Origin of the sequence: Klebsiella sp. S69 (genome assembly GCF_016516145.1) — a bacterium.
Classification (GTDB): Bacteria; Pseudomonadota; Gammaproteobacteria; order Enterobacterales; family Enterobacteriaceae; genus Klebsiella; species Klebsiella oxytoca.
On the sequence record NZ_JACVUU010000012.1, the window covers coordinates 40,671 to 63,391 of the forward strand.

The 22,721-nt window shown below is 57.2% G+C and carries 17 protein-coding genes; 8 read left to right on the forward strand and 9 right to left on the reverse strand.

The features are described 5' to 3' along the window. Positions 1 to 2 precede the first annotated feature (2 nt). The 3 genes from IAE27_RS13235 to IAE27_RS13245 are packed head-to-tail and all read left to right on the forward strand — an operon-like array spanning position 3 to position 3,209. A complete protein-coding gene (locus IAE27_RS13235; protein WP_154022577.1) occupies positions 3 to 827 on the forward strand; it encodes a phosphodiesterase in 825 nt (274 codons plus the stop codon). A 5-nt stretch (positions 828 to 832) separates the two neighbouring features. Continuing rightward, the gene (locus tag IAE27_RS13240) at positions 833 to 1,906 is read left to right on the forward strand and encodes an ABC transporter ATP-binding protein (RefSeq protein WP_154022576.1); all 1,074 of its coding nucleotides are present in this window, start codon (positions 833 to 835) and stop codon (positions 1,904 to 1,906) included. Further along, positions 1,899 to 3,209 carry an ABC transporter substrate-binding protein gene (locus IAE27_RS13245; protein WP_004108836.1) on the forward strand — a complete coding sequence of 437 codons (1,311 nt, stop codon included), beginning with the start codon at positions 1,899 to 1,901 and terminating at the stop codon, positions 3,207 to 3,209. Before IAE27_RS13240 ends, IAE27_RS13245 begins: the two co-directional genes overlap by 8 nt. Before the next feature lie 172 nt (positions 3,210 to 3,381). Here the strand turns inward: IAE27_RS13245 and IAE27_RS13250 are convergent, their stop codons facing one another. The 5 genes from IAE27_RS13250 to iolD form a co-directional block, all read right to left on the reverse strand. Then, positions 3,382 to 4,881, reverse strand: a complete 1,500-nt coding sequence (locus IAE27_RS13250) for a sugar porter family MFS transporter (RefSeq protein WP_115240048.1) — start codon at positions 4,879 to 4,881, stop codon at positions 3,382 to 3,384. A 168-nt stretch (positions 4,882 to 5,049) separates the two neighbouring features. After that, on the reverse strand, positions 5,050 to 5,949 hold the full coding sequence (gene iolE / locus IAE27_RS13255) for a myo-inosose-2 dehydratase (RefSeq protein WP_004108838.1): 900 nt from the start codon (positions 5,947 to 5,949) through the stop codon (positions 5,050 to 5,052). 24 nt (positions 5,950 to 5,973) lie between these two features. Next, positions 5,974 to 6,858: a sugar phosphate isomerase/epimerase family protein gene (locus tag IAE27_RS13260; protein WP_004098146.1), complete on the reverse strand. Its 885-nt coding sequence runs from the start codon at positions 6,856 to 6,858 to the stop codon at positions 5,974 to 5,976. A 41-nt stretch (positions 6,859 to 6,899) separates the two neighbouring features. After that, the gene (locus IAE27_RS13265; RefSeq protein WP_004108840.1) at positions 6,900 to 7,913 is read right to left on the reverse strand and encodes a Gfo/Idh/MocA family protein; all 1,014 of its coding nucleotides are present in this window, start codon (positions 7,911 to 7,913) and stop codon (positions 6,900 to 6,902) included. A gap of 48 nt (positions 7,914 to 7,961) precedes the next feature. Next, positions 7,962 to 9,902: a 3D-(3,5/4)-trihydroxycyclohexane-1,2-dione acylhydrolase (decyclizing) gene (gene iolD / locus IAE27_RS13270; RefSeq protein ID WP_004117570.1), complete on the reverse strand. Its 1,941-nt coding sequence runs from the start codon at positions 9,900 to 9,902 to the stop codon at positions 7,962 to 7,964. Between the two features lie 526 nt (positions 9,903 to 10,428). Here iolD and IAE27_RS13275 point away from each other — a divergent pair. Both IAE27_RS13275 and IAE27_RS13280 read left to right on the forward strand, forming a co-directional pair. Then, positions 10,429 to 12,342 carry a bifunctional 5-dehydro-2-deoxygluconokinase/5-dehydro-2-deoxyphosphogluconate aldolase gene (locus tag IAE27_RS13275; RefSeq protein ID WP_049128372.1) on the forward strand — a complete coding sequence of 638 codons (1,914 nt, stop codon included), beginning with the start codon at positions 10,429 to 10,431 and terminating at the stop codon, positions 12,340 to 12,342. A 151-nt stretch (positions 12,343 to 12,493) separates the two neighbouring features. Beyond that, entirely contained in the window at positions 12,494 to 13,351 is an 858-nt protein-coding gene (locus IAE27_RS13280) for a MurR/RpiR family transcriptional regulator (RefSeq protein WP_004098142.1), read from the forward strand. Positions 13,352 to 13,547: 196 nt separating this feature from the next. On the opposite strand, the gene iolB is transcribed toward IAE27_RS13280, so the two are convergent. Further along, positions 13,548 to 14,357 (reverse strand): 5-deoxy-glucuronate isomerase, encoded by an 810-nt coding sequence (gene iolB / locus IAE27_RS13285; protein ID WP_004108848.1) that lies wholly within the window; start codon positions 14,355 to 14,357, stop codon positions 13,548 to 13,550. Between the two features lie 18 nt (positions 14,358 to 14,375). Further along, positions 14,376 to 15,881: a CoA-acylating methylmalonate-semialdehyde dehydrogenase gene (locus IAE27_RS13290; protein ID WP_070556570.1), complete on the reverse strand. Its 1,506-nt coding sequence runs from the start codon at positions 15,879 to 15,881 to the stop codon at positions 14,376 to 14,378. Positions 15,882 to 16,241: 360 nt separating this feature from the next. On the opposite strand from IAE27_RS13290, the gene IAE27_RS13295 reads away from it, so the two are divergent. Beyond that, the gene (locus IAE27_RS13295; protein ID WP_108704281.1) at positions 16,242 to 17,063 is read left to right on the forward strand and encodes a TIM barrel protein; all 822 of its coding nucleotides are present in this window, start codon (positions 16,242 to 16,244) and stop codon (positions 17,061 to 17,063) included. An 86-nt stretch (positions 17,064 to 17,149) separates the two neighbouring features. After that, entirely contained in the window at positions 17,150 to 18,652 is a 1,503-nt protein-coding gene (locus IAE27_RS13300) for a helicase HerA-like C-terminal domain-containing protein (RefSeq protein ID WP_004108856.1), read from the forward strand. A 41-nt stretch (positions 18,653 to 18,693) separates the two neighbouring features. On the opposite strand, the gene lptG is transcribed toward IAE27_RS13300, so the two are convergent. Continuing rightward, positions 18,694 to 19,776: an LPS export ABC transporter permease LptG gene (lptG, locus tag IAE27_RS13305; protein ID WP_004108859.1), complete on the reverse strand. Its 1,083-nt coding sequence runs from the start codon at positions 19,774 to 19,776 to the stop codon at positions 18,694 to 18,696. After that, entirely contained in the window at positions 19,776 to 20,873 is a 1,098-nt protein-coding gene (gene lptF, locus IAE27_RS13310) for an LPS export ABC transporter permease LptF (RefSeq protein ID WP_004108862.1), read from the reverse strand. The genes lptG and lptF overlap by 1 nt, the downstream gene beginning before the upstream one ends. A gap of 267 nt (positions 20,874 to 21,140) precedes the next feature. Between lptF and pepA the strand changes: the two genes are divergently transcribed. After that, positions 21,141 to 22,652: a leucyl aminopeptidase gene (gene pepA / locus IAE27_RS13315; protein ID WP_004108865.1), complete on the forward strand. Its 1,512-nt coding sequence runs from the start codon at positions 21,141 to 21,143 to the stop codon at positions 22,650 to 22,652. The last annotated feature ends 69 nt before the right edge of the window (positions 22,653 to 22,721 follow it).

A 22,721-nucleotide genomic window follows, 5' to 3' on the forward strand; every position in this document is an offset into this window, starting at 1 on the left:
TCATGCTGTTAGCGCAAATTTCCGATACCCATTTCCGCAGCCGCAGCCAGAAGCTGTACGGCTTTATTGACGTCAACGCCGCCAATGCCGACGTCGTCTCCCAGTTGAACGCCCTGCAGGAGCGTCCGGACGCGGTGGTGGTGAGCGGCGATATCGTCAACTGCGGCCGCCCGGAAGAGTATGAGGTCGCCCGCCAGATCCTCGGCAGCCTGAACTATCCGCTGTATCTCATTCCCGGCAACCACGACGATAAAGCGCTGTTTCTGGAGTACCTGCATCCGCTGTGCCCGCAGCTCGGCCGCGACGCGCAAAACATGCACTACGCGGTAGACGATTTTGCCACTCGCCTGCTGTTTATCGACTCCAGCCGGGCGGGTACGTCGAAAGGCTGGCTGACCGAGGAAACCATCAAATGGCTGGAAGCCCAGCTGTTTGATGGCGGCGATAAACCGGCGACGGTATTTATGCATCATCCGCCGCTGCCGCTGGGCAATGCGCAGATGGATCCTATCGCCTGCGAAAACGGCCATCGTCTGCTGGCGCTGGTTGAGCGTTTCCCGCCGCTGACGCGCATTTTCTGCGGCCATAACCACAGCCTGACCATGACCCAGTATCGCCAGGCCATCATCTCCACCATCCCGGGAACCGTCCACCAGGTACCCTACTTTTATGAAGATACCCGACCGTACTACGACCTCTCTCCGGCGTCGTGCCTGATGCATCGCCAGGTCGACGAGCAGTGGGTGAGCTATCAGCACCCTCTGACCCACTACGCCGGACCCTGGATGTACGACGAAAATATCAGCTGCCCAACGGAAGATTGCTAAACGCCATGCTTAGTCTGCAAAACATCAGTAAACAGTTTGACGGTAAACCGGCCCTCAGCGCCCTGTCGCTGGATATTCGCGAAGGGGAATTCGTGGTGCTGGTGGGCCCGTCCGGCTGCGGTAAAAGCACCCTGCTGCGCCTGCTCGCCGGGCTGGAGCCGGTCAGCGAGGGGGAGATCTGGCTGCACGATGAGAACATCACCGAAATGTCGCCCAGAGAGCGCAACTTCGCGATGATCTTCCAGAACTATGCGCTGTTTCCGCACCTGTCGGTGCGCGACAACATCACCTTCGGCATGAAGGTGCGCAAAGAGGAGAAGACCAGCTGGCAGCCGCGGGTGGATAAAGTCGCGCAGATGCTGCAGCTGGATACCCTGCTCGATCGCAAACCGGCGAAGCTCTCCGGCGGCCAGCGGCAGCGGGTGGCGATGGCGCGGGCGATTGTGCGCAATCCGCGCCTGTTCCTGATGGATGAGCCGCTCTCCAACCTCGACGCGCGCCTGCGTAGCGAAGTGCGCGACAGCATTATGGATCTCCACCAGCAGCTCAGAACCAGCACCGTCTACGTCACCCATGACCAGACGGAAGCGATGTCGATGGCCGATCGCATCGTGGTGATGAACGGCGGCCACGTACAGCAGGTCGGGCGACCGGAGTATCTGTACGCCAACCCGGCCAACCTGTTTGTCGCCGGGTTTATCGGATCTCCGGCGATGAATCTGCTCTCACTGCCCTGCGCTGATGGTGAGGTATTACTGGGTGAGCTGCGCTATCCGCTGCCGCCGCGCTACCGTGATGAATCCCGAGTGTGGTTAGGCATTCGCCCGGAACATATCAGCGACCGCGTGGAGGAGAACCATCTGCGCTTGCCCGCCACCGTGCTGCAACGAGAACTGATGGGAGCCGATTATTTGCTCCACGTCAGTACCCCCATCGGCACCTTACGCTTTAGCCGTCGCCATCGCGGCGCGGTGCCGGAGAAAGGCGATTCGCTGATCCTCGGCTTTTCACCTGCCGATGTGCATCTTTTTCATGCTGAGAAACAGCATAATTTACTGATGGAGACAGACCATGTTTAAACCTCTCACCGCTCTCGCGGTTGGGCTCAGCCTTGCCCTGAGCGGCGCGGCGCTGGCGAAAGAGAAGATCGACTTCATGTTTCCGGCGCCGGTGGACGGCAAGCTGACCATGGAGATGACCCGCGTCATTAAGCAATTCAACGAGTCGCAGCAGGATGTCGAAGTGCGCGGGATCTTTACCGGCAACTACGACACTACCAAGATCAAAGCCGAATCAGCGCAGAAAGCCGGGCAGCCGCCCGCGCTGGTGATTATGTCCGCCAACTTCACCACCGATCTGGCGCTGAAAGATGAGATCCTGCCGATGGACGAACTGTTCCAGTATGGCGATCAAAAAGCGGGGGATTTTCTGGTGAAGGCGTTCTGGCCCGCAATGCATAAAAACGCCCAGGTGATGGGCACCACCTATGCGATCCCGTTCCATAACTCGACGCCGATCCTCTACTACAACAAAACGATGTTCGATCGGGCCGGGATCAAACAGCCGCCGCAAACCTGGGCTGAGCTGCTGGCGGATGCCAGAAAGCTGACCGACGAAAGCAAAGGCCAGTGGGGGATCATGCTGCCGTCGACCAACGATGATTACGGCGGCTGGATCTTCTCGGCGCTGGTGCGCGCCAACGGTGGGAAATACTTTAACGAGGACTATCCGGGCGAAGTCTATTACAACACGCCAACCACCATCGGCGCCCTGCGCTTCTGGCAGAACCTGGTCTATAAAGACAAAGTGATGCCTTCCGGGGTGTTGAATTCGAAACAGATCGGCGCCAGCTTCTTCTCCGGCAAAGTCGGAATGGCGATGCTGAGCACCGGCGCGCTGGGCTTTATGCGCGAGAACAGCAAAGATTTTGAGCTGGGCGTGGCGATGCTGCCGGCTAAAGAGCAGCGGGCGGTACCGATCGGCGGCGCCAGCCTGGTTAGCTTCAAAGGCATCAACGACGCGCAGAAAAAAGCGGCGTATCAGTTCCTGACGTATCTGGTGAGCCCGCAGGTCAACGGCGCCTGGAGTCGCTTTACCGGCTACTTCTCCCCGCGTAAGGCCGCCTACGATACGCCGGAAATGAAGGCGTATCTGCAGCAGGATCCGCGCGCGGCTATCGCCCTCGAACAGCTGAAGTATGCCCATCCGTGGTACTCCACCTGGGAGACCGTTGCCGTGCGTAAGGCGATGGAAAACCAGCTGGCCGCGGTGGTCAATGATGCCAATGTTACCCCGGAAGCCGCGGTGCAGGCGGCGCAGAAGGAAGCCGATGCGTTGATGAAGCCCTACGTCGATAAGACCGCGCTGGCGGAAGTGAAGTAGCCCTTTCCCTCGCTATCCCCGTCGATAGTTGAGGTATCTTCTGTCATACCGTACGGAAGCAGTGTACCCCCTCCCCCTGTTTCAAGGGGGAGGGGATCGTTCGATACGGCTCATTAGCCCGGGCCGTACAGACCGCTGAGTACCTATCCAGCATCGCAGATACCGCTCAGCGTTACACTTTATTCGCCTGCGATTCAGCCACTATTCGCCGGGCCCTGGCGGCCTGCCCTTCTTCACTGGTGTCCAGCTTATCCCGCAGATAGTGCTCGATTTGTTCAAGACTACGGTGGCGAGTTTCCGGTACGCATTTAATGACGAATATCGCGCCAAATACGCCAATACCGGCGAAGATAAAAAAGGTGCCTGAAAGCCCTAACCACGCCAGCAGTATCGGGAAGAACAGGGAGATCAGGAAGTTGGCAATCCACATTGAAAATACCGCCCCCCCCATAAAAATACCGCGCAGACGGGTTGGGAAAATTTCCGACATAAGCAGCCAGGTCACCGGCGACAGCGCCCCCTGCTGAAAGCTCAGAAACAGTAACATCCCTGCCAGAACCATATAGGCACGCAGCGCATCAGGCTGGCCGTTAACCGTCTCCGGTAACAGATAGCTGACCGCACCGATAAAGACCAGGCAGGCGGTGCAGCCGAACTGACCAATCATGGTCATCGGGCGACGGCCAATTTTGCCAAGCATCCAGATGCCAACGAATGTCATCAATACTGAGACTACGCCGTTGGCGATAGTGGCAAACAGTGCGGCATTATCAGTCATACCAACCGAGGTCAGTACCGTGGGGGCATAGTACATAATGGTATTTACACCGGTAAGCTGTTGAATAACCGCTATACCAATACCGATCATAAACAGCTTGAACAACCACGGGGTCATAATCTCGCTGAACCGGGGCTTACCGAGATTGCGCTGTTCATCCAGCGTTTCGGTGATTTCCAGCAGCTCCCACTCAACATCATCTTTATGCCGGGTGCGCTCAAGCACGCGACGGGCTTCCGCCAGGCGCCCTTTCATCGCGTACCAGCGCGGTGAATCCGGCATAAACATCATGCCAAACCAGAGCAGCACGGCGGGTAGCGTCGCCACTGCCAGCATCCAGCGCCAGGTGCTTTCCCCGCCCCAGACTTCATGGAACGTGGCATTAGAAATATAGGCCAGCAGTTGACCGGATACGATCATCAGTTCCTGCAAAGTAACCAGCTGTCCGCGCTTATTCGCGGGAGCTATCTCGGCAATATAGACCGGAACGGTAGCCGCCGCCCCGCCGACCGCGACGCCGAGAATAAGACGAAAGAAAATCATCCAGTTAACGTCCGGCGCTATAGAGGTACCTATCGCGCCGATGGCAAAAAGCACCGCCAGCCACAGAATAATTTTCTTTCTGCCCGCCGCATTCGCCAGATTGCCAGATAGCAGTGCGCCAAAGGCGGCACCGAACAGCAACGAGCTGGTGACCAGGCCGGTGGTAAAGGGAGTGAGATGAAGCTCGGTGCCCATAAAGAGTAAGGCACCGGAAATCACCCCGGTATCATAGCCAAAAAGTAAACCGCCAAGCGTCGCGATCAGGGCGACAACTTTTACAAAGGGCGTTGTCGGGGTATCGCTATTCGGTCCCGACGCTTTATTGAGTGTAAGATATTGTTCCTTAGACATAATAGACTCCAGTAACCCGCCTTGTTTGAGGGAAGATTTGCTCTAGTCTGAATGCAGAGGCCGAGGCCTCACCGACGTGTTGTTTTCGTTCTACGTCTTGAGCTACTGCTGAGTGATGGGGCAAAAAAAGCAGGCCATACGGCGTATGGCCTGAAAATGAAACAACGATTAGATTCCTGCCGTCTCGCGGATGTATTTGCGCGCTTTTACGGCGTATTCGAATGGGTTAGCCAGCGCCGGATCCTGCTCGGCCTCAACCACCATCCAGCCTTTATAGCCATGCTCGTCCAGCAGTTTAAACACCGGACGGAAATCAATGACGCCGTCGCCCGGCACGGTGAAGGTCCCCTTCTTCACGCCATCCAGGAAGGAGAGCCCTTCGCGGCGCACCTGCTCGATCACCGGCGGACGTACGTCTTTCAGGTGGACATGGTTAATGCGCGGCAGATATTTTTTCAGAATCGCCAGCATCGGCTCTTCGCCGCCTTCGGAATACCAGGCGTGTCCGGTGTCGTAGAGCAGGAAGACCTTGTCATCCACCAGCGACATAAACTTGTCGATCTCTGCCGTCGTCTGAATACCGGTACCCATATGGTGGTGCAGACAGACCTGCATGCCCTTTTCCGCCGCCAGGCGACCGAGGGTGTTATAGCCTTCCGCCACCCGCTGCCACTCTTCTTCGCTAAAGCACGGTTTCTCATTCTCCAGGATAGGCTTTTCCAGCCCCTGAATACTGCCGCTCTGCTCCGAGCAGCCGATCACTTTCGCGCCCATAGCATGCAGGAAATTCATGTGGTTAACGAATTCATCAATAGTTTTTTCCCGCTGGCCGTTAGCAAAAAAGGTGCTGAACCAGGCGTTGCAAATCTGAATGCCGCGGATATCCAGCATCGGCTTGAGAACCGCCGGATCGCGTGGATATTTGCTACCGACTTCGCTGCCGGTAAAACCCGCCAGCGCCATTTCGCTGACGATTTGCTGAAAAGTATTCTCGCTGCCCAGCTCCGGCATATCGTCGTTAGTCCAGCCAATCGGGGCGATAGCCAGTTTTACGTTATCTTTGTTCATAGTAGGGGGCTCCTGCCGCTGCGCCTACCGGCGCAGCAATTCACGTTCGATGAGTTCACGGGTTTCCACTGCCTGGTATTTCATTTTTTCCGGGTAGCCGAACAGCGAGGTGGCCACGATAGGCTCACCGCCGACCTTGAAGGTCTGCTCGGCAAATTTCATATCGCGCAGGGTGCGGAACAGCGCGTCGAAATCAACATCCCCTTCCCCGACGCCCACGTGCTGGTGAACGACGGCATCTACGCCCGGTGGGTTAACGATATAGCGGCAGTGTTTTGTATGGTTGCGGGTATCCGCGATCAGCACATGGGAGAGATCGCTTCCCGCGTAGCGCAGCATCTTCTCAACGTCACCCACGCCTTTGTCATAGAAGAAGGTGTGCGGGACGCTGTAAACGTACTTAACGTTATCGCTGCGGAACGACTTCACGATATCGACGGTTTCGTTGTTCTCTTCGCAGAAGTCCCACGGATGCGCCTGAATTTCAACGCGGATGCCTTCGCGCTCAAAAATCGGCAGCAGCTCTTCCATGGAGCGATAGAACATCTCATCGCAAATCTCCGGCTGGTTAGGATCGCCGGAGAACTCGGTGTTGATCACCTGTACACCCATTTCAACCGCGATTTCGATCAGCCGTTTCCAGTTTTTTACTGCTGCCTGACGGCGCAGCTCATCCGGACCGGACCAGCGGTAGACGCAGATAAACGAAGAGAGCTCTACGCCGGTATCGCGCAGCGCCTGCTTGTACTCAGCCATAATTTCCCGGCTGGCGCGCGGGTGCTTGTAGAACGGGTTGATCTGCGGGTGCGGCGATTGCTCAATGTACTTGTAGCCCCACTCCGCCACCTGATGGACCATTCGGGTGACCCCGAGGTCTTTAATGACATCAACGTCAAAAGCAATTTTCATCGTCGTTACCTGTGCAAAGAAGTTCCGTCAGCAAAGCGGGATTAGCGTTTGTAGAAATCAGGGCACTCAGGCAGCGTCACCTCAACCGGCTCGCTGGTGCCCTGGGCTTTGATACAGGCGTCGGCTGCAACGGATGCCGCGTAGCCATCCCATGCCGATGGGCCGTGCAGCTGGCCGGCCTGAACATCATTGATAAAGGCCTGCAGCTCAACGTCATACGCTTTGATAAAGCGATCCTTCCAGTCGGTCAGGATAGCGGTCGACAGGTTAGCGGCTTTGCGCATCTGCACAGCCGACGGCTCAGGCAGGCGGGCAATACCGGTTTCCCCCACCACTTCACACTGGATGTCATAGCCGTACTGACAGTTCACAAAGACTTCCACGTCGATCAGCGTGCCTTTTTTCGTTTCAAACGACACGATCTGCGGGTCTTTCAGGCGCGCATGGGTGTGGGAAGTGGAGCGCGGAAAGCGCACCTGCACGGAAACATAGTCGTCATTCAGCAGCCAGCGCAATACATCCAGCTCGTGAATCAGGGTGTTGGTGATCGCCATGTTGGTGATGTAATCCTCACCTACCGACTGGTTGCGGTGCGCGCAGCGCAGCATCAGCGGCGCGCCGATATCGCCGTCATCGATCACTTTTTTCAGCGCCAGATAGCCTTCGTCATAAGGACGCATAAATCCGACCTGCACCAGGCGGCGACCGGCTTTCATTTCCGCATCAACGATGCGGCGGCAGCCTTCCGCGCTCATCGCCAGCGGCTTCTCGCAGAACACCGGCTTCCCGGCGGCGATGGCGGCCAGCGTGTACTCTTCGTGGGTGGGGTCCCATGAGGTAACCAGAATGGCATCCACATCGCTGGCCTTAATCACGTCATGACCGTCGGCGTACACTTCGGCATGCACGCCCGGCAGCGCAACCGCGGCGCGCGCGTTCTCTTCGTTGATATCCGAAACCGCCACTACCGTGGCTCCCTGCAGTACCTGAGTGCAACGACGGATATGTTCTTTACCGATAGCGCCGGCACCGATGACACCTAATTTGAGTGACATAGTTGGTTTTCTCCCGAGATTTGTAGGGTTCAGGGTTTGTGTTCTGTTTTAGTAATCCCGCGCCTGAGCGCGTTTTTCATTGATCATTTGCGCAACCTTACGGATCCGCTCGGAGAGCGCAGACTGCGCGACGCCGACGTTCCACCAGCTGCCATATTTGTGCACCATGGTTTTCGGCAGCACTTTAATGTCTATCAGGGTGCTGACGGTTTCGCGGCGCGCGGCGTCCAGCGCGTGGCGTAGTTCTTCTAGCGTCGTGACGCGCCAGGTTTTGCAGCCGTAGCCGGCAGCGACGGTGGCGAAATCTACCGGTACCAGGCCGCCCTGCAGCTGGCCCGATTCGGCGCAGCGGAAGCGGAACTCGGTGCCGAAGCTGTCCATACCGTGTTCCATCTGCAGGTTGTTGATACAGCCGTTGGCCATGTTGTCGAGCAGTACGATGTTGATCTTCGCGCGCTCCTGCAGGGAGGTCACCAGCTCGGAGTGCAGCATCATGAATGAGCCGTCGCCCACCAGCGAATAGACCTCGCTTTGCGGTTGGGCTAACTTCACGCCCAGCGCGGCGCTGACTTCATACCCCATGCAGGAGTAGCCGTATTCAACGTGATAGGTGTTGGTGGCCCGGTTGCGCCAGACGCGCTGCAGGTCTCCCGGCAGGCTACCTGCCGCCGCCACAATCACCGCATCCGCCGGCAGCGTTTCGTTGAGTACCCCAAGGACGCTGCTTTGCGTCAGGGTGGAGTCGGTTATCTGGCGAAATTCGCGATACACCGATTCCCGATCCAGATGGTCGTCGATTTCCGGGACGAAAGCGGTTTCCTGCCATACCGCCTGGTAAACGCGCTGGGTCTCTTTCAGCTGGCGGCTCTGCACGCTTTCAATCTGCTCGCCCCAGCCTGCTTGCCAGGATTCGCCGGACAGGGCGTCATCGAGGGCGGTGAGGGCTTCGCGGGCATCCGCCAGCATCGGAATCCCATCCAGCTTCCAGGCATCGAAGTTGCTGACGTTAATATTGAGGAAGCGCACGCCCGGGTGCTGGAAAATCCATTTTGACGAGGTGGTGAAATCGCTGAAACGCGTGCCGAGACCGATGACTAAGTCCGCCTCTTTCGCCAGCAGGTTCGCTGCCAGGCAGCCGGTTTCGCCGACGCCGCCCACGTTATACGGATGCGAAGAGACAACGCTGCCTTTACCCGCCTGGGTTTCGGCAAACGGTACGCCGTAGCGTTCGGCAAAATGGGTCAACGCTTCGCCGGCGCCGGAGTATTTCACCCCGCCGCCGCAGACGATCAGCGGCTTACGGCTGGCTTTAATTGCCGCCACCGCATCCGCCAGCTGTGCGGCGCTGGCCGGACGGCGGTCAAGGCGGTGTACCCGACGGGTAAAGAAGGACTGCGGATAATCCCAGGCTTCGCCCTGGACATCCTGCGGCAGACAGAGCGTGACCGCACCGGTTTCCGCCGGGTCGGTTAACACGCGCATAGCGTTGATGCAGGCGCTCATCAGCTGTTCCGGACGGGTGATGCGATCCCAGTATTTACTCACCGCGCGAAACGCGTCATTAGTGGTAATGCTGAGATCGTGGCTCTGCTCAATTTGCTGTAACACCGGGTCAGGCTGGCGGGTCGCAAACACATCTCCCGGCAGCAGCAGCAGAGGGATGCGGTTGGCGGTCGCGGTGGCGGCAGCGGTAATCATGTTTGCCGCGCCGGGGCCAATGGAGGAGGTGCAGGCAATAATCTGACGACGCAGGGACTGTCTGGCAAAACCGGTGGCGACATGCGCCATCCCTTGCTCGTTACGCCCCTGATAGACCCGCATTTCACCGCTATCTTGTTCAAGAGCCTGGCCCATTCCCAGCACGTTGCCGTGGCCAAAGATAGCAAAGATGCCTTTAACGAACTTATGCTCTTCGCCATCGACTTCCAGGTACTGGTTATCCAGGAACTTCACCAGCGCCTGCGCCATTGTCAGTCTCAGTTTGCCCATGTTGCCCAATCCTTATTGTTCAGTATTTGCGTGTAGGTCAGCGTTTTACCCCGCCCAGCGTGACAAGCGATGGGCCAGGAAAATCGTTAACGCCACTGGAATACTTCTGGATTATAGGCAAACATTTTTTTCATTAAATAGAAATACAGAAGAAATATTTCATTTTGCGAGAGGGATCAAACTCTCTATGCATTTCACCCGTTTCATTCACATCCTGTATCCGGGATGACACGCAATTTACGCGGTACTGCTCTTAATATCCCCTTAAAAATCATAGGTAAAGAGTGATAGTAAATGGCCGGTAGTTCAGCTTTACCTCGGCGCGCAGGATCTGAGGCAGAATGGGGCTCGGCGCGGCAGAGTGGTATATCCCTCACATTTTTGGTTTTTTAATTTCGATCTAGTTTGCAAATGAAATATTTATTTCTCAAACTAGGGATAACCAATAACCCTCAGGCTGTTTTCGGAGACGCTGTCGGCATCCCGACTCTTCCGTACAGCAGAAATGCAAAAGGAAACCCTAGCTATGAATGCAGCAGTAAAGCGACTCGACGTCATCTGTATTGGCCGGGTGGCAGTCGATCTCTATGCCCAGCAGATTGGCGCGAGGCTGGAAGATGTTGCCAGTTTTTCTAAGTACCTGGGTGGCTCTTCCGGCAACGTCGCCTTCGGCACCGCTATACAGGGATTAAAATCGGCGATGCTTGCCCGCGTGGGCGATGAGCACAATGGTCGTTTTTTACGCGAAACGCTCAGCCGCGCCGGCGTCGATACCGAATATCTGATCACCGATAAGCAGCGCCTGACGGCGTTAGTGATGCTGGGGATTAAAGATCAGGAGACATTTCCACTCATTTTTTACCGCGATAACTGCGCCGATATGGCCCTTTCGCCAGAAGACATTAAGGAAGAGTACATCGCCTCCTCCCGGGCGCTGGCGGTAACCGGTACCCACCTTTCGCACGCCAACACGCGTGAAGCGGTGCTGAAGGCGCTGGAGTACGCCCGCCGTCACGGCCTGCGTACGGCGCTGGATATCGACTATCGTCCGGTGCTTTGGGGGTTAACCTCTTTAGGCGACGGCGAAACGCGTTTCATTGAGTCCGGTCAGGTGACCAGCCAGCTGCAGGAAGTCCTGCATCTGTTCGATTTAGTGGTGGGGACTGAAGAGGAGTTTCATATTGCCGGCGGCAGTACCGATACTCTGATCGCGCTGAAAAACGTGCGTAACGCTACGAAAGCGACGCTGGTTTGCAAACGCGGTCCGATGGGCTGCGTGGTGCTGGAAGGCGACATTCCCGACAGCTGGGATAGCGTGCCGCTGCAGCAGGGCGTGCGCGTAGACGTGCTTAACGTCCTCGGCGCTGGCGATGCCTTTATGTCCGGCCTGCTGCGCGGCTGGCTTAACGACGAAGGCTGGGAGCAGGCCTGTCGCTACGCTAACGCCTGCGGCGCGCTGGTGGTTTCACGTCACGGCTGCGCGCCCGCGATGCCAACCAAAGCCGAACTTGACGACTATCTGTCGCGAGCAGAATCTGTCCCGCGTCCGGATATCGACGCTCGCCTCAACCATCTCCATCGCGTCACCAGCCGCCGCCAGGCGTGGCCGGAGCTGTGCATTTTCGCCTTTGACCACCGTAAGCAGCTGGCAGACCTGGCGCTGGAAACCGGGCGTGATGAATCCTGTATTCCGCAGCTGAAGCTGCTGCTGCTGGCGGCCGCGGAAGCCGCCGCAGACGAAGCCGGTCTTGACGGCCGCAGCGGCATTCTCGCCGATGGCACCTACGGCCAGCGCTCGCTCAATGCCATCACCGGCAAGGGCTGGTGGATTGGCCGGCCGATTGAAATGCCAAGCTCGCGCCCGCTGCGCCTGGAACATGGCAACATCGGTTCCCAGCTTATCGACTGGCCGCTGGAGCACGTCGTGAAATGCCTGGTCTTCTACCACCCGGCCGACCCTGCCGAACTGCGCGCTGAACAGGATGCGCTGCTGCTGGAAGTCTGGCAGGCGTGCAACAAGTCCGGGCATGAGCTGCTGCTGGAAATTATTCTGCCGGAAAACGGCCCGGATAAAGATGAACGCCACTACCACGACATGCTGGAGCACTTCTATCAGCTGGGCATCCAGCCGGACTGGTGGAAGCTGCCGCCGCTGTCGAGCGCGGAATGGGAAAGGATTGGCAAACTGATCGCGCGCGAAGATAGCTGGTGCCGCGGGATCTTAATCCTCGGCCTGGACGCCCCTTCGGACCGTCTGCGCGCCGGTTTTGCCGAAGCGGCGAAGCATCCGATGATCAAAGGTTTTGCCGTAGGACGCACCATTTTTGGCCAGCCTTCACGGCGCTGGATGCAGGGAGAGCTCAGCGACGAGGCGCTGATTAACGAAGTGAAACGCAACTACCTCACGCTCATCGGCTACTGGCGAGAAGCCCGCGGCTGATACTAACCAGGCCCGCATCCTTTCCCCAAGATGCGGGCTTTTTTCTGGATCTTCGTGAAATGAATCGCGTATTTCATCGTAGTAAATGAAAAATTCGCTTCATTTGATACACTGGAAATTATATTCCTTTCATTTTCTCAGAGCGCAATCTATGGCCAATAATCCGACCCAACTTACCATCTTGCAGGATGAAATCAGGCGTCGCTACGATACGTTAAGCAAACGCCTGAAACAGGTAGCCCGCTATATTCTCGATAACAGCAATAGCGTGGCTTTCGATACCGTGGCCTCTATCGCGCAACAAGCTGACGTCCCCCCTTCCACGCTGATCCGCTTCGCTAACGCCTTTGGTTTTAGCGGTTTCAACGAAATGAAGCAGATGTTCAAGCAGCACCTGATGGAAGAGACCGCTAACTATACCGAGCGCGCGCGTCTGTTCCGCCAGACCACCACGGATGACGCAACCCCGCCGGAAACGCCGACCGAAATCCTGAATATGTTCACTATGGTTAATACTCAGGCGCTGCAGCAGCTGGCGATGCAGACCTCCGGCGACGATCTGCAGCGTGCGGTCGCGCTGTTGGCGGAAGCGGAAAATATCTACGTTATCGGCCTGCGCCGCTCTTTTAGCGTCGCCTCCTATCTGACCTACGCCCTGCGCCATCTGGACCGTAAAGCGTTCCTGATTGACGGTCTGGGCGGCATGTTTACCGAACAGCTCAGCCTGGTCGGGCCGAAAGATGTCGTCGTGGCGGTGAGCTTCTCTCCGTATGCGCGGGAAGTGGTTGAACTGGTGGAGCTCGGCGCGCAGCGTAAAGCACGTCAGATAGCGATTACCGACAGCCAGGTCAGCCCGCTGGCGGCCTTCAGCGACGTCTGCTTTGTCGTGCGCGAGGCGCAGGTTGATGGTTTCCGCTCGCAGGTGGCCTCCCTGTGTCTGGCTCAGACGCTGGCGGTCTCGCTGGCGCTGAACAGCAGCAAGGATGCAGAAACGAAGCAGCTGGCTTAAATTTTTCATTATTCCCGGATTGCGGCGTAAACGTCTTATCCGGGCGACTTGTCCGCAGACGACGGTAAACCCGTAGCCCGGCTAAGCGCAGCGCTAGCCGGGGGTGTGGCAGAATTGCGACGACGATCTTATTCGGGCTACAGGATCAAAAAGGCTGGCTAGCATGGCTAACCGGCCTTTTTGTCTTCAACTGTTGTTAATCGTGGCGGGGATAATCAGGGCTGTTGATCCACGCGTGATCCTCTTCCCAGGTAAACATCCATTTGCGATCCGGACCGGCCATCACGTTCAGGTAGTAGCTGTCATACCCGGCTATCGCCGCTACCGGATGGTAGCCGCGCGGTACCATGACCACATCGTGGTTGTAGGGAGCCATACAGGCATCAAGGCTACGGTCATCGGTATAGACGCGCTGGAAGGCAAAACCCTGCGGCGGATCGAAACGGTGGTAGTAGGTCTCTTCCAGCTGAGTTTCCTGACCCGGCAGCGCCGTGTCGTGCTTGTGCGACGGCCATGAGCTGGTCGCTCCTTCGTCAGTGTAAACCTCTACCACCAGCAGGCAGTCCGCCTGCGCGCTATCCGGCAGAATATTGTGCACCAGCCGCTGGTTACGCCCTTTACCGCGATGCTCTACGCCCACGTCCTGCGGGGAGATAACTCGAGCCGGTAAAGTTCCTTTACCCGGGGCGCTGCATACCGCCAGCTCAAGGTCAGAATCTGCCGTCACTTCGACTTTATCCTGCGGCGGCACGTAAACTGACCAGGGCGGGGTCCGCTCAAACGGCGACATACGCTGGCCCAGATTCGGAAAATCGGCCTGCGAGGTTTTTACCGAAGCCAGCCCGGCGACCAGCACCAGGCACAGCTCGCGATCGCCGCTTTCCAGGGTAACGGTTTGCCCTTTCTTTAACATCCAGACATCAAAACCAATGTACTTCCACCCCGCGCTCTGCGGGGTGATGTGCTGAATCTGCCCTTCTTTTTTTGCTTTAGCCAGTAAAGACATGGCATTCTCCTTCGCCGATTAGCCTAACGTCGGCATGCTGAATTCAGATACGGTTTGCTGACCCTGCGGCCAGCGGACGGTGGCGGTTTTCATACGCGTATAGAAACGCACGCCATCCGGCCCATGCACGTTCAGTGCGCCAAATACGGAGCGTTTCCAGCCGCCAAAGCTATGGAAGGCCATTGGAACGGGTACCGGCACGTTGACCCCAACCATTCCGGCCTGGACATCATGTACAAACTCACGCGCGGTGTGGCCGTTGCTGGTAAAGACGGCGCTGCCGTTGCCGAACTCATGGCTGTTTACCAGCTCCAGCGCGCTGTGGTAGTCCGCCACGCGGACAATACCCAGTACCGGGCCAAAAATCTCTTCGCGCCAGATAGTCATTTCCGGCGTCACGTTGTCGAACAGCGTTCCGCCAACGTAGTAACCCTCTTCGAAACCGGCAACTCGCAGCTTGCGCCCGTCAACCACCAGCGTCGCCCCTTCGCTGACGCCTTTATCAATATATCCCAGCACTTTTTTCTGATGCGCCTCTGAGACGACCGGACCCATTTCGTTCTCTTCTTTTCCGCGCATACAGCCCGGGCCGACCTTCAGGGACTCCACCAGCGGCTTGAGGCGCGCAATGAGTTTATCTGCCGTTTCATCGCCCACAGCGACGACCACCGGCAGCGCCATGCAGCGCTCGCCCGCAGAGCCGAACGCGCCGCCCATTATCGCATTCACGGTGGCATCAAGATCGGCATCCGGCATCACAATCGCGTGGTTTTTCGCCGCGCCAAATGCCTGAACGCGCTTACCATAAGCGCTGGCGGTTTTATAAATATGCTCCGCCACGCCGGAAGATCCCACAAAGCTTACCGCCGCAATACGCGGATCCTTGTACAGCTGCTCAGCATCTTCATTGCTGCAGTGCACCACGTTAAAGACGCCGTCCGGTAGCCCCGCTTCTTTCAGCAACTCCGCCAGGCGCAACGCAGCGCCAGGGGCCAGCGCTGGCGGCTTAAGGACAAAGCTGTTGCCGCAGGCCAGCGCCAGCGGGAACATCCACATCGGAACCATCGCCGGGAAGTTGAACGGCGTAATGCCCGCCACTACGCCCAGCGGCTGCATCAGAGAATAGCTATCGACGCCGGTGCCGACATCCGATGAGAACTCGCCTTTGATCAGGTGCGGAATCCCGCAGGCAAACTCAACGACTTCCATGCCGCGCGTCAGTTCGCCCATCGCATCGGAAAAGACTTTACCGTGTTCGCTGACGATAATCCCCGCCAGCTCTTCAGCGTGCTGTTCAAGTAACATTTTAAAATTAAACAGCACGCGGGCCCGGCGCAGCGGCGTGGTACGCGACCAGCCATCAAAAGCATCATGCGCCACCTGAATCGCATCGGAGACTTCCTGCGCGGTCGATAACGTGACTTCGCGGACCACTTTGCCCGTCGCGGGGTCGAAAACCGGCATTGTATTGTTGCTGCCGCTGGTAACGGTCTTCCCGCCAATAAAGTTTCCTGTGATAGTCATGCTCTCGCCTCATATGTATGGGGTATCGGGGGCCAACGCAGTACGGCCCATTACTGGATCTGCTGTGTTGTACCGTAGTAAAATGAAATTAATATTTCAATATTCATCATTAATGAAATTGTATTTTGGTGATGATGGTCGCATTTTCTTGTAAGGAAACGCTGTCTTACAGGCAAAGCCCCCATAAAAAGAGAACAGGCGTAGCGCCTTCTGGAACCCGCCGCAATGAAAGAAGCCAAGAAAAATATTTTGCGAGTCGGCTCAAAAATTCGCCATTTCATGCATTGCTAATTTTGGAATAAATGTTTTGACTATGGGGTAATCGAACGAAGCCGAACTATCTATTTCAGGAGAGTCAAAATGGCTATTGCAGCACAGCGTTTCTGTATCAACCGCAAGATTGCCCCTTCCCTCAGCATTGAGGCCTTCTTCCGGCTGGTGAACAGCCTCGGGCTAAACAAAGTCGAGCTACGTAACGACCTCCCCAGCGGAAAAGTGACCGACGACCTGAGCCACCAGCAGGTTCGTGAACTGGCTGACCGCTACCATATTGAGATCCTCACTATCAACGCGGTTTATCCTTTCAACTGCCGCACCGCAGAGGTTCGCAGCCTGACGGAGTCCCTGCTAAAAGAGGCCAAAGCCGTCGGCGCGAAATCGCTGGTGCTGTGCCCGCTGAACGATGGTACCGAGGTTCCGGCGAGCGAAACCCTTAACGCCCTGCGCGACCTGGCACCGCTATTCGCCTTCTATGGCATTGAGGGACTCGTCGAGCCGCTCGGCTTCCCGCAAAGCTCGCTGCGCTCCTCGGCGCAGGCGCAAACGCTGATTCACGACGCACGGGTGCCGTTTAAGCTGCTGATCGATACCTTTCACCATCATCTTTATCCGCAGGCGGAGCAGGAGTTTAGCCAGGTGGATGTCGGCGAAATCGGCCTGGTGCATCTTTCCGGCGTAGAAGATACCCGCCCGCGCGAAACCCTGACCGACAACGAACGCATTATGCTGACCGAAAAAGACCAGCTGCAAAGCTGCGAGCAGGTCAAAAACCTGGAGGCCCGCGGCTATCAGGGCGTATATGCGTTCGAGCCCTTCTCACCGGAGCTGGCAAACTGGAGCGAAGACGATATCCGCCGCGAAATCGAGCAGAGTATCGCGTTAATTCAGCGCCACTGCGCCTGAAGGGAATAAGCGAAGGCGTGCGCGATCTCCCCACTTTTGCTATCAGGTTGCCTATACTCGCAGCAGGATAAATGGAGAAATCGCTCATGAGCTCACCGCTGCTGATTGCACGCACGCTGGAAAAACAGCTGCATTTATTGCCCGCTATGGCGAACCGCCACGGCTTAATTACCGGCGCCACGGGGACCGGTAAAACCGTCACGCTGCAAAAGCTGGCGGAATCTTTCTCGGAAATCGGCGTTCCGGTATTTATGGCCGATGTGAAAGGCGACCTTACCGGTATCGCTGAGGCGGGCCAAAGTTCGGAAAAACTGCAGGCGCGGCTGGAAAAAATCGGCGCAACGGACTGGCAGCCGCATGCTAATCCGGTAGTGCTATGGGATATCTTTGGCGAGAAAGGCCACCCGGTCCGCGCCACGGTTTCCGATCTCGGGCCGCTGCTGCTGGCTCGCCTGCTCAACCTCAATGAGGTTCAGTCCGGGGTATTGAATATCATCTTCCGGATCGCCGACGACCGCGGGCTGCTGCTGCTCGACTTTAAAGACCTGCGCGCGATTACCCAACACATTGGCGACAACGCCAAAGCTTTTCAGAACCAGTACGGCAACATCAGCAGCGCCTCCGTCGGGGCGATTCAGCGCGGATTGCTGACCCTGGAGCAGCAGGGTGCAGAGCACTTTTTCGGCGAACCCATGCTCGATATCCAGGACTGGATGCGCGTTGATGCGCAGGGTAAAGGGGTAATTAATATCCTGAGCGCGGAAAAGCTCTATCAGATGCCGAAGCTGTACGCCGCCAGCCTGCTGTGGATGCTTTCCGAACTTTACGAACGTCTGCCGGAGGCCGGTGACCAGGAAAAGCCAAAGCTGGTCTTTTTCTTCGATGAGGCGCATCTGCTGTTTAACGATGCGCCCCAGGTGCTGCTGGATAAAATCGAGCAGGTCATCCGCCTGATTCGTTCTAAAGCCGTCGGAGTCTATTTTGTTTCACAAAACCCGGCGGACATTCCCGATGCGGTGCTGGGTCAACTGGGCAATCGGGTGCAGCACGCCCTGCGCGCCTTCACGCCGAAAGACCAAAAAGCGGTAAAAACCGCCGCGCAAACTATGCGCGCGAATCCGGCGTTCAGCACCGAGCAGGCGATCCAGGAGCTGGGCACCGGCGAGGCGCTGATCTCCTTTCTTGATGAGAAAGGCAGCCCCTCGATAGTAGAGCGGGCGATGGTTATCGCGCCCTGCTCGCGCATGGGCCCGGTCACCGATGACGAACGTAACGGACTGCTTAACCACTCGCCGCTGTACGGAAAATATGAAGAAGAGATCGACCGTGAATCGGCGTTTGAAATGCTGCAGCAGGGCGTGCAGACCACAACTGAGCAGCAGCAATCCCCGCCCGCAAAAGGCCAGCCAAACGGCGATGACGACGGCCTGCTCGGCGGGCTCAAAGATATCCTGTTCGGCACTACCGGGCCGCGCGGCGGCAAACGCGACGGCATTGTGCAAACGGCAGCGAAGAGCGCGGTGCGTCAGGTCACCAGGCAGATAGTCAGGGGAATGCTGGGAAGCTTACTTGGGGGACGGAAACGCTAAAAAAACGCCCCCTTTCTGATTCAGGAAGGGGGCGCGTTACGTCAGGATTTACGCATCATCAGCCAGAGGCTCAGCAAGAAGAAGCTGGCGCTCGGCAACAGCGCGCCGATTATCGGCGGGATGCCGTAGACCAGGGTGAGCGGGCCGAAAATCTGGTCCAGCACGTAGAAGATAAAGCCGAAGCTGATCCCGGTCACGACTCTGACGCCCATCGGCACGCTACGCAGCGGGCCAAAGATAAACGACAGCGCCATCAGCATCATCACCGCCACCGACAGCGGCTGGAAGATTTTGCTCCACATATTGAGCTGATAGCGGCCCGGATCCTGACCGCTGGACTTCAGATAGGTAACATAGTTGTGCAGGCCGCTGATTGACAACGCATCCGGATCCAGCGCCACCACGCCAAGCTTATCCGGCGTCAGGTTGGTCTTCCAGGTCCCGCTGACGGTCTGCGTCCCCGTGACCTGTTTCGGATCGGTCAGGTCGGATTCATCCACCTGCGACAGTCGCCAGAGCTTATTTTCGGTATCGAATTTTGCCGAAGCGGCGTAGCGAACGGACTGCAGACGGCGCTGGTCGTTAAACGCGTAGATGCTCACTCCGCCCAGCTCATCGTTACCTTTTACCCGCTCGATATAAACAAAGTTATGGCCGTCTTTCGCCCACAGGCCCTGCTGAGTGGAAAGCAGCGAACCGCCGTACATCTGCTGAGCACGATAGTTGCGCGCCATCTGCTCGCCCTGCGGGGCTACCCACTCGCCCATCGCCATGGTCAGCAGCACCAGCGGAATCGCGGTTTTCATCACCGACAGCGCCACCTGGAGGCGGGTAAAGCCGGAAGCCTGCATCACCACCAGCTCGCTACGCTGCGCCAGCATGCCCAACCCCAGCAGCGCGCCGAGCAGCGCCGCCATCGGGAAGAAGATCTGGATATCTTTCGGCACACTGAGAATCGTGTAGATTCCGGCCCCTAACGCATCATAGTTGCCCTGCCCGGCCTTTTTCAGCTGGTCGACAAACTTGATGATGCCCGACAGGGAAACCAGCATGAACAGGGTCATCATGATGGTATTGAAAATCGTCTTACCGATATAACGGTCAAGTACGCCAAACGCCTGCATCACGCCGCTCCTTTGTTAAAACGGGCACGGAAGCGGCGCATCGGCACCGTATCCCACAGGTTCAACAGCACGGCCAACGCGAAATAGAGCAGGTTTACCGCCCACATCCAGATCATCGGATCCATTTTGCCTTTACCGCCGCTCGATTTAATCGACGTTTGCAGCAGGAAGAACACCAGATAGAGCAGCATCGCCGGCAGCATCGACAGCACGCGACCCTGGCGCGGGTTCACCACGCTGAGCGGCACCACCATTAGCGCCATGATGAATACCGTTGCCACCAGCGTGAAGCGCCAGTGCAGCTCCGCCCGGGCGCGATCGGTATCGGTACGCCACAGGGTGCGCATATCCATCTGCTCGGTATCGTTCGGATCTGAGGCCACCGCCTGATGGCCAACAATCGCCTGATAGTTTTTAAAGTCGGTAATGCGGAAGTCGCGCAGCATCGCGGTGCCTTCAAAGCGGGTGCCCTGATTCATGGTCACCACCTGCGAACCGTCTTTACGCAGCGAGAGCTCGCCGGTATCCGCGACCACCACCGAAGGGCGCGCGTTGCCTCGTGGCCGCAGTTGGGCAAGGAAGACGTCGCTGAAACGGTTGCCGTTGACGTTCTCAATAAACAGCACTGCGCTGCCGTCGCTGGCCTGCTGGAACTGGCCCTGGGCCAGCGCGGCCATGCCGGGGTTTGCTTTCGCTTCCGCCAGCACTTCATCCTGATGACGGGACGACCAGGGCCCCGCCCACATCACGTTGACCGCCGCGATAATGCCCGTAAAGAGCGCAAGGATCATGGCGGCTTTCACCAGCACGGCCTTACTCAGGCCGCAGGCGTGCATCACCGTGATTTCGCTTTCGGTATACAGTTTGCCCAGCGTCATCAGCAGCCCGAGGAATAAACTCAGGGGCAGAATAAGCTGCGCCATTTCAGGTACGCCCAGCCCTAACAGCGAGAGCACCAGATTTGTCGGGATATCGCCATCAACAGCGGCGCCGAGGATCCTGACCAGTTTCTGACAGAAGAAAATGAGTAGCAGGATGAATAGGATCGCCAACTGGCTTTTCAGCGTCTCACGAACCAGATATCTTATGATTATCACTATAAATACGCCCGTAAAAACCCGTTTTATTGCAGGAAAATTGCTTGTTTCATGGCTTAAACGTCATTTATTCTCTTTAGTCGTCGAAAACATCGCTAAGATTAAATGACTCGCTGGTTCTGCGTATCAGGATCTTTTCTGACGAACCAAGGCCGTAATAACGTTAAGATTAACACGAAGTCACCACAACAGCGGACATGAGTTACGAAAGCTTTCAATTCTATCCGTAGCCACCGTCGTTGTCTTTAAGATTCAGGAGCGTAGTGCATGGAGTTCAGTGTAAAAAGCGGTAGCCCGGAGAAGCAGCGGAGCGCCTGTATCGTGGTCGGCGTCTTTGAACCACGTCGTCTCTCCCCCATCGCCGAACAGCTTGATAAAATTAGCGACGGTTATATCAGCGCCCTGCTGCGTCGCGGCGAGCTGGAAGGCAAACCTGGCCAGACTTTATTGCTGCACCATGTGCCGAACATTCTGTCGGAGCGCATTCTGCTTATTGGCTGCGGTAAAGAACGCGAGCTGGACGAGCGTCAGTATAAGCAGGTTATTCAGAAAACCATCAATACGCTGAATGATACTGGTTCAATGGAGGCCGTCTGCTTCCTGACCGAACTGCACGTCAAAGGCCGCAATAACTACTGGAAAGTGCGTCAGGCCGTCGAGACCGCCAAAGAGACGCTATACAGCTTCGACCAGTTAAAAACCAACAAAAGCGAGCCGCGTCGCCCGCTGCGTAAAATGGTCTTCAACGTTCCCACCCGTCGCGAGCTGACCAGCGGCGAACGCGCTATCCAGCACGGTCTGGCGATCGCCGCCGGCATCAAAGCGGCGAAAGATCTGGGCAACATGCCGCCCAACATCTGTAACGCCGCGTATCTGGCCTCCCAGGCGCGCCAGCTGGCCGATACCTATAGTAAGAACGTCATTACCCGCGTTATCGGCGAGCAGCAGATGAAAGAGCTGGGAATGAACTCTTATCTGGCGGTCGGCAACGGCTCGCAGAACGAATCGCTGATGTCGGTTATCGAATACAAAGGTAACCCGGCGGAAGACGCGCGTCCTATCGTGCTGGTGGGTAAAGGCCTGACCTTTGACTCCGGCGGTATCTCCATCAAGCCTTCAGAAGGCATGGACGAGATGAAATACGATATGTGCGGCGCGGCGGCGGTGTACGGCGTGATGCGCATGGTGGCAGAACTTCAGTTGCCGTTGAACGTTGTCGGCGTGCTGGCCGGATGTGAAAACATGCCTGGCGGCCGCGCCTATCGTCCTGGCGACGTGTTGACCACGATGTCCGGGCAAACGGTGGAAGTGCTGAACACCGATGCCGAAGGTCGCCTGGTGCTGTGCGATGTGCTGACTTACGTTGAGCGTTTCGAGCCGGAAACGGTTATCGACGTGGCCACCCTGACCGGCGCCTGCGTGATCGCGCTCGGCCACCACATCACCGGCCTGATGTCGAATCACAATCCGCTGGCCCACGAGCTGATCGGCGCGTCCGAACTGGCGGGCGATCGCGCATGGCGTCTGCCGCTTGCCGACGAGTTCCAGGAACAGCTGGAGTCAAATTTTGCGGATATGGCCAATATCGGCGGCCGTCCTGGCGGAGCGATTACCGCAGGCTGCTTCCTGGCGCGCTTTACCCGTAAATACAACTGGGCGCATCTGGATATTGCCGGCACCGCCTGGCGTTCCGGGAAGGCCAAAGGCGCGACCGGTCGTCCGGTGGCGATGCTGTCGCAGTTCCTGCTCAATCGCGCCGGATTTACCGGCGAAGAGTAATTGCCGGCTGATGCCCGGCGGCGTTACGCTTGCCGGGCCTCTGGAAAGATACCGTTTATAGGCCGGGTC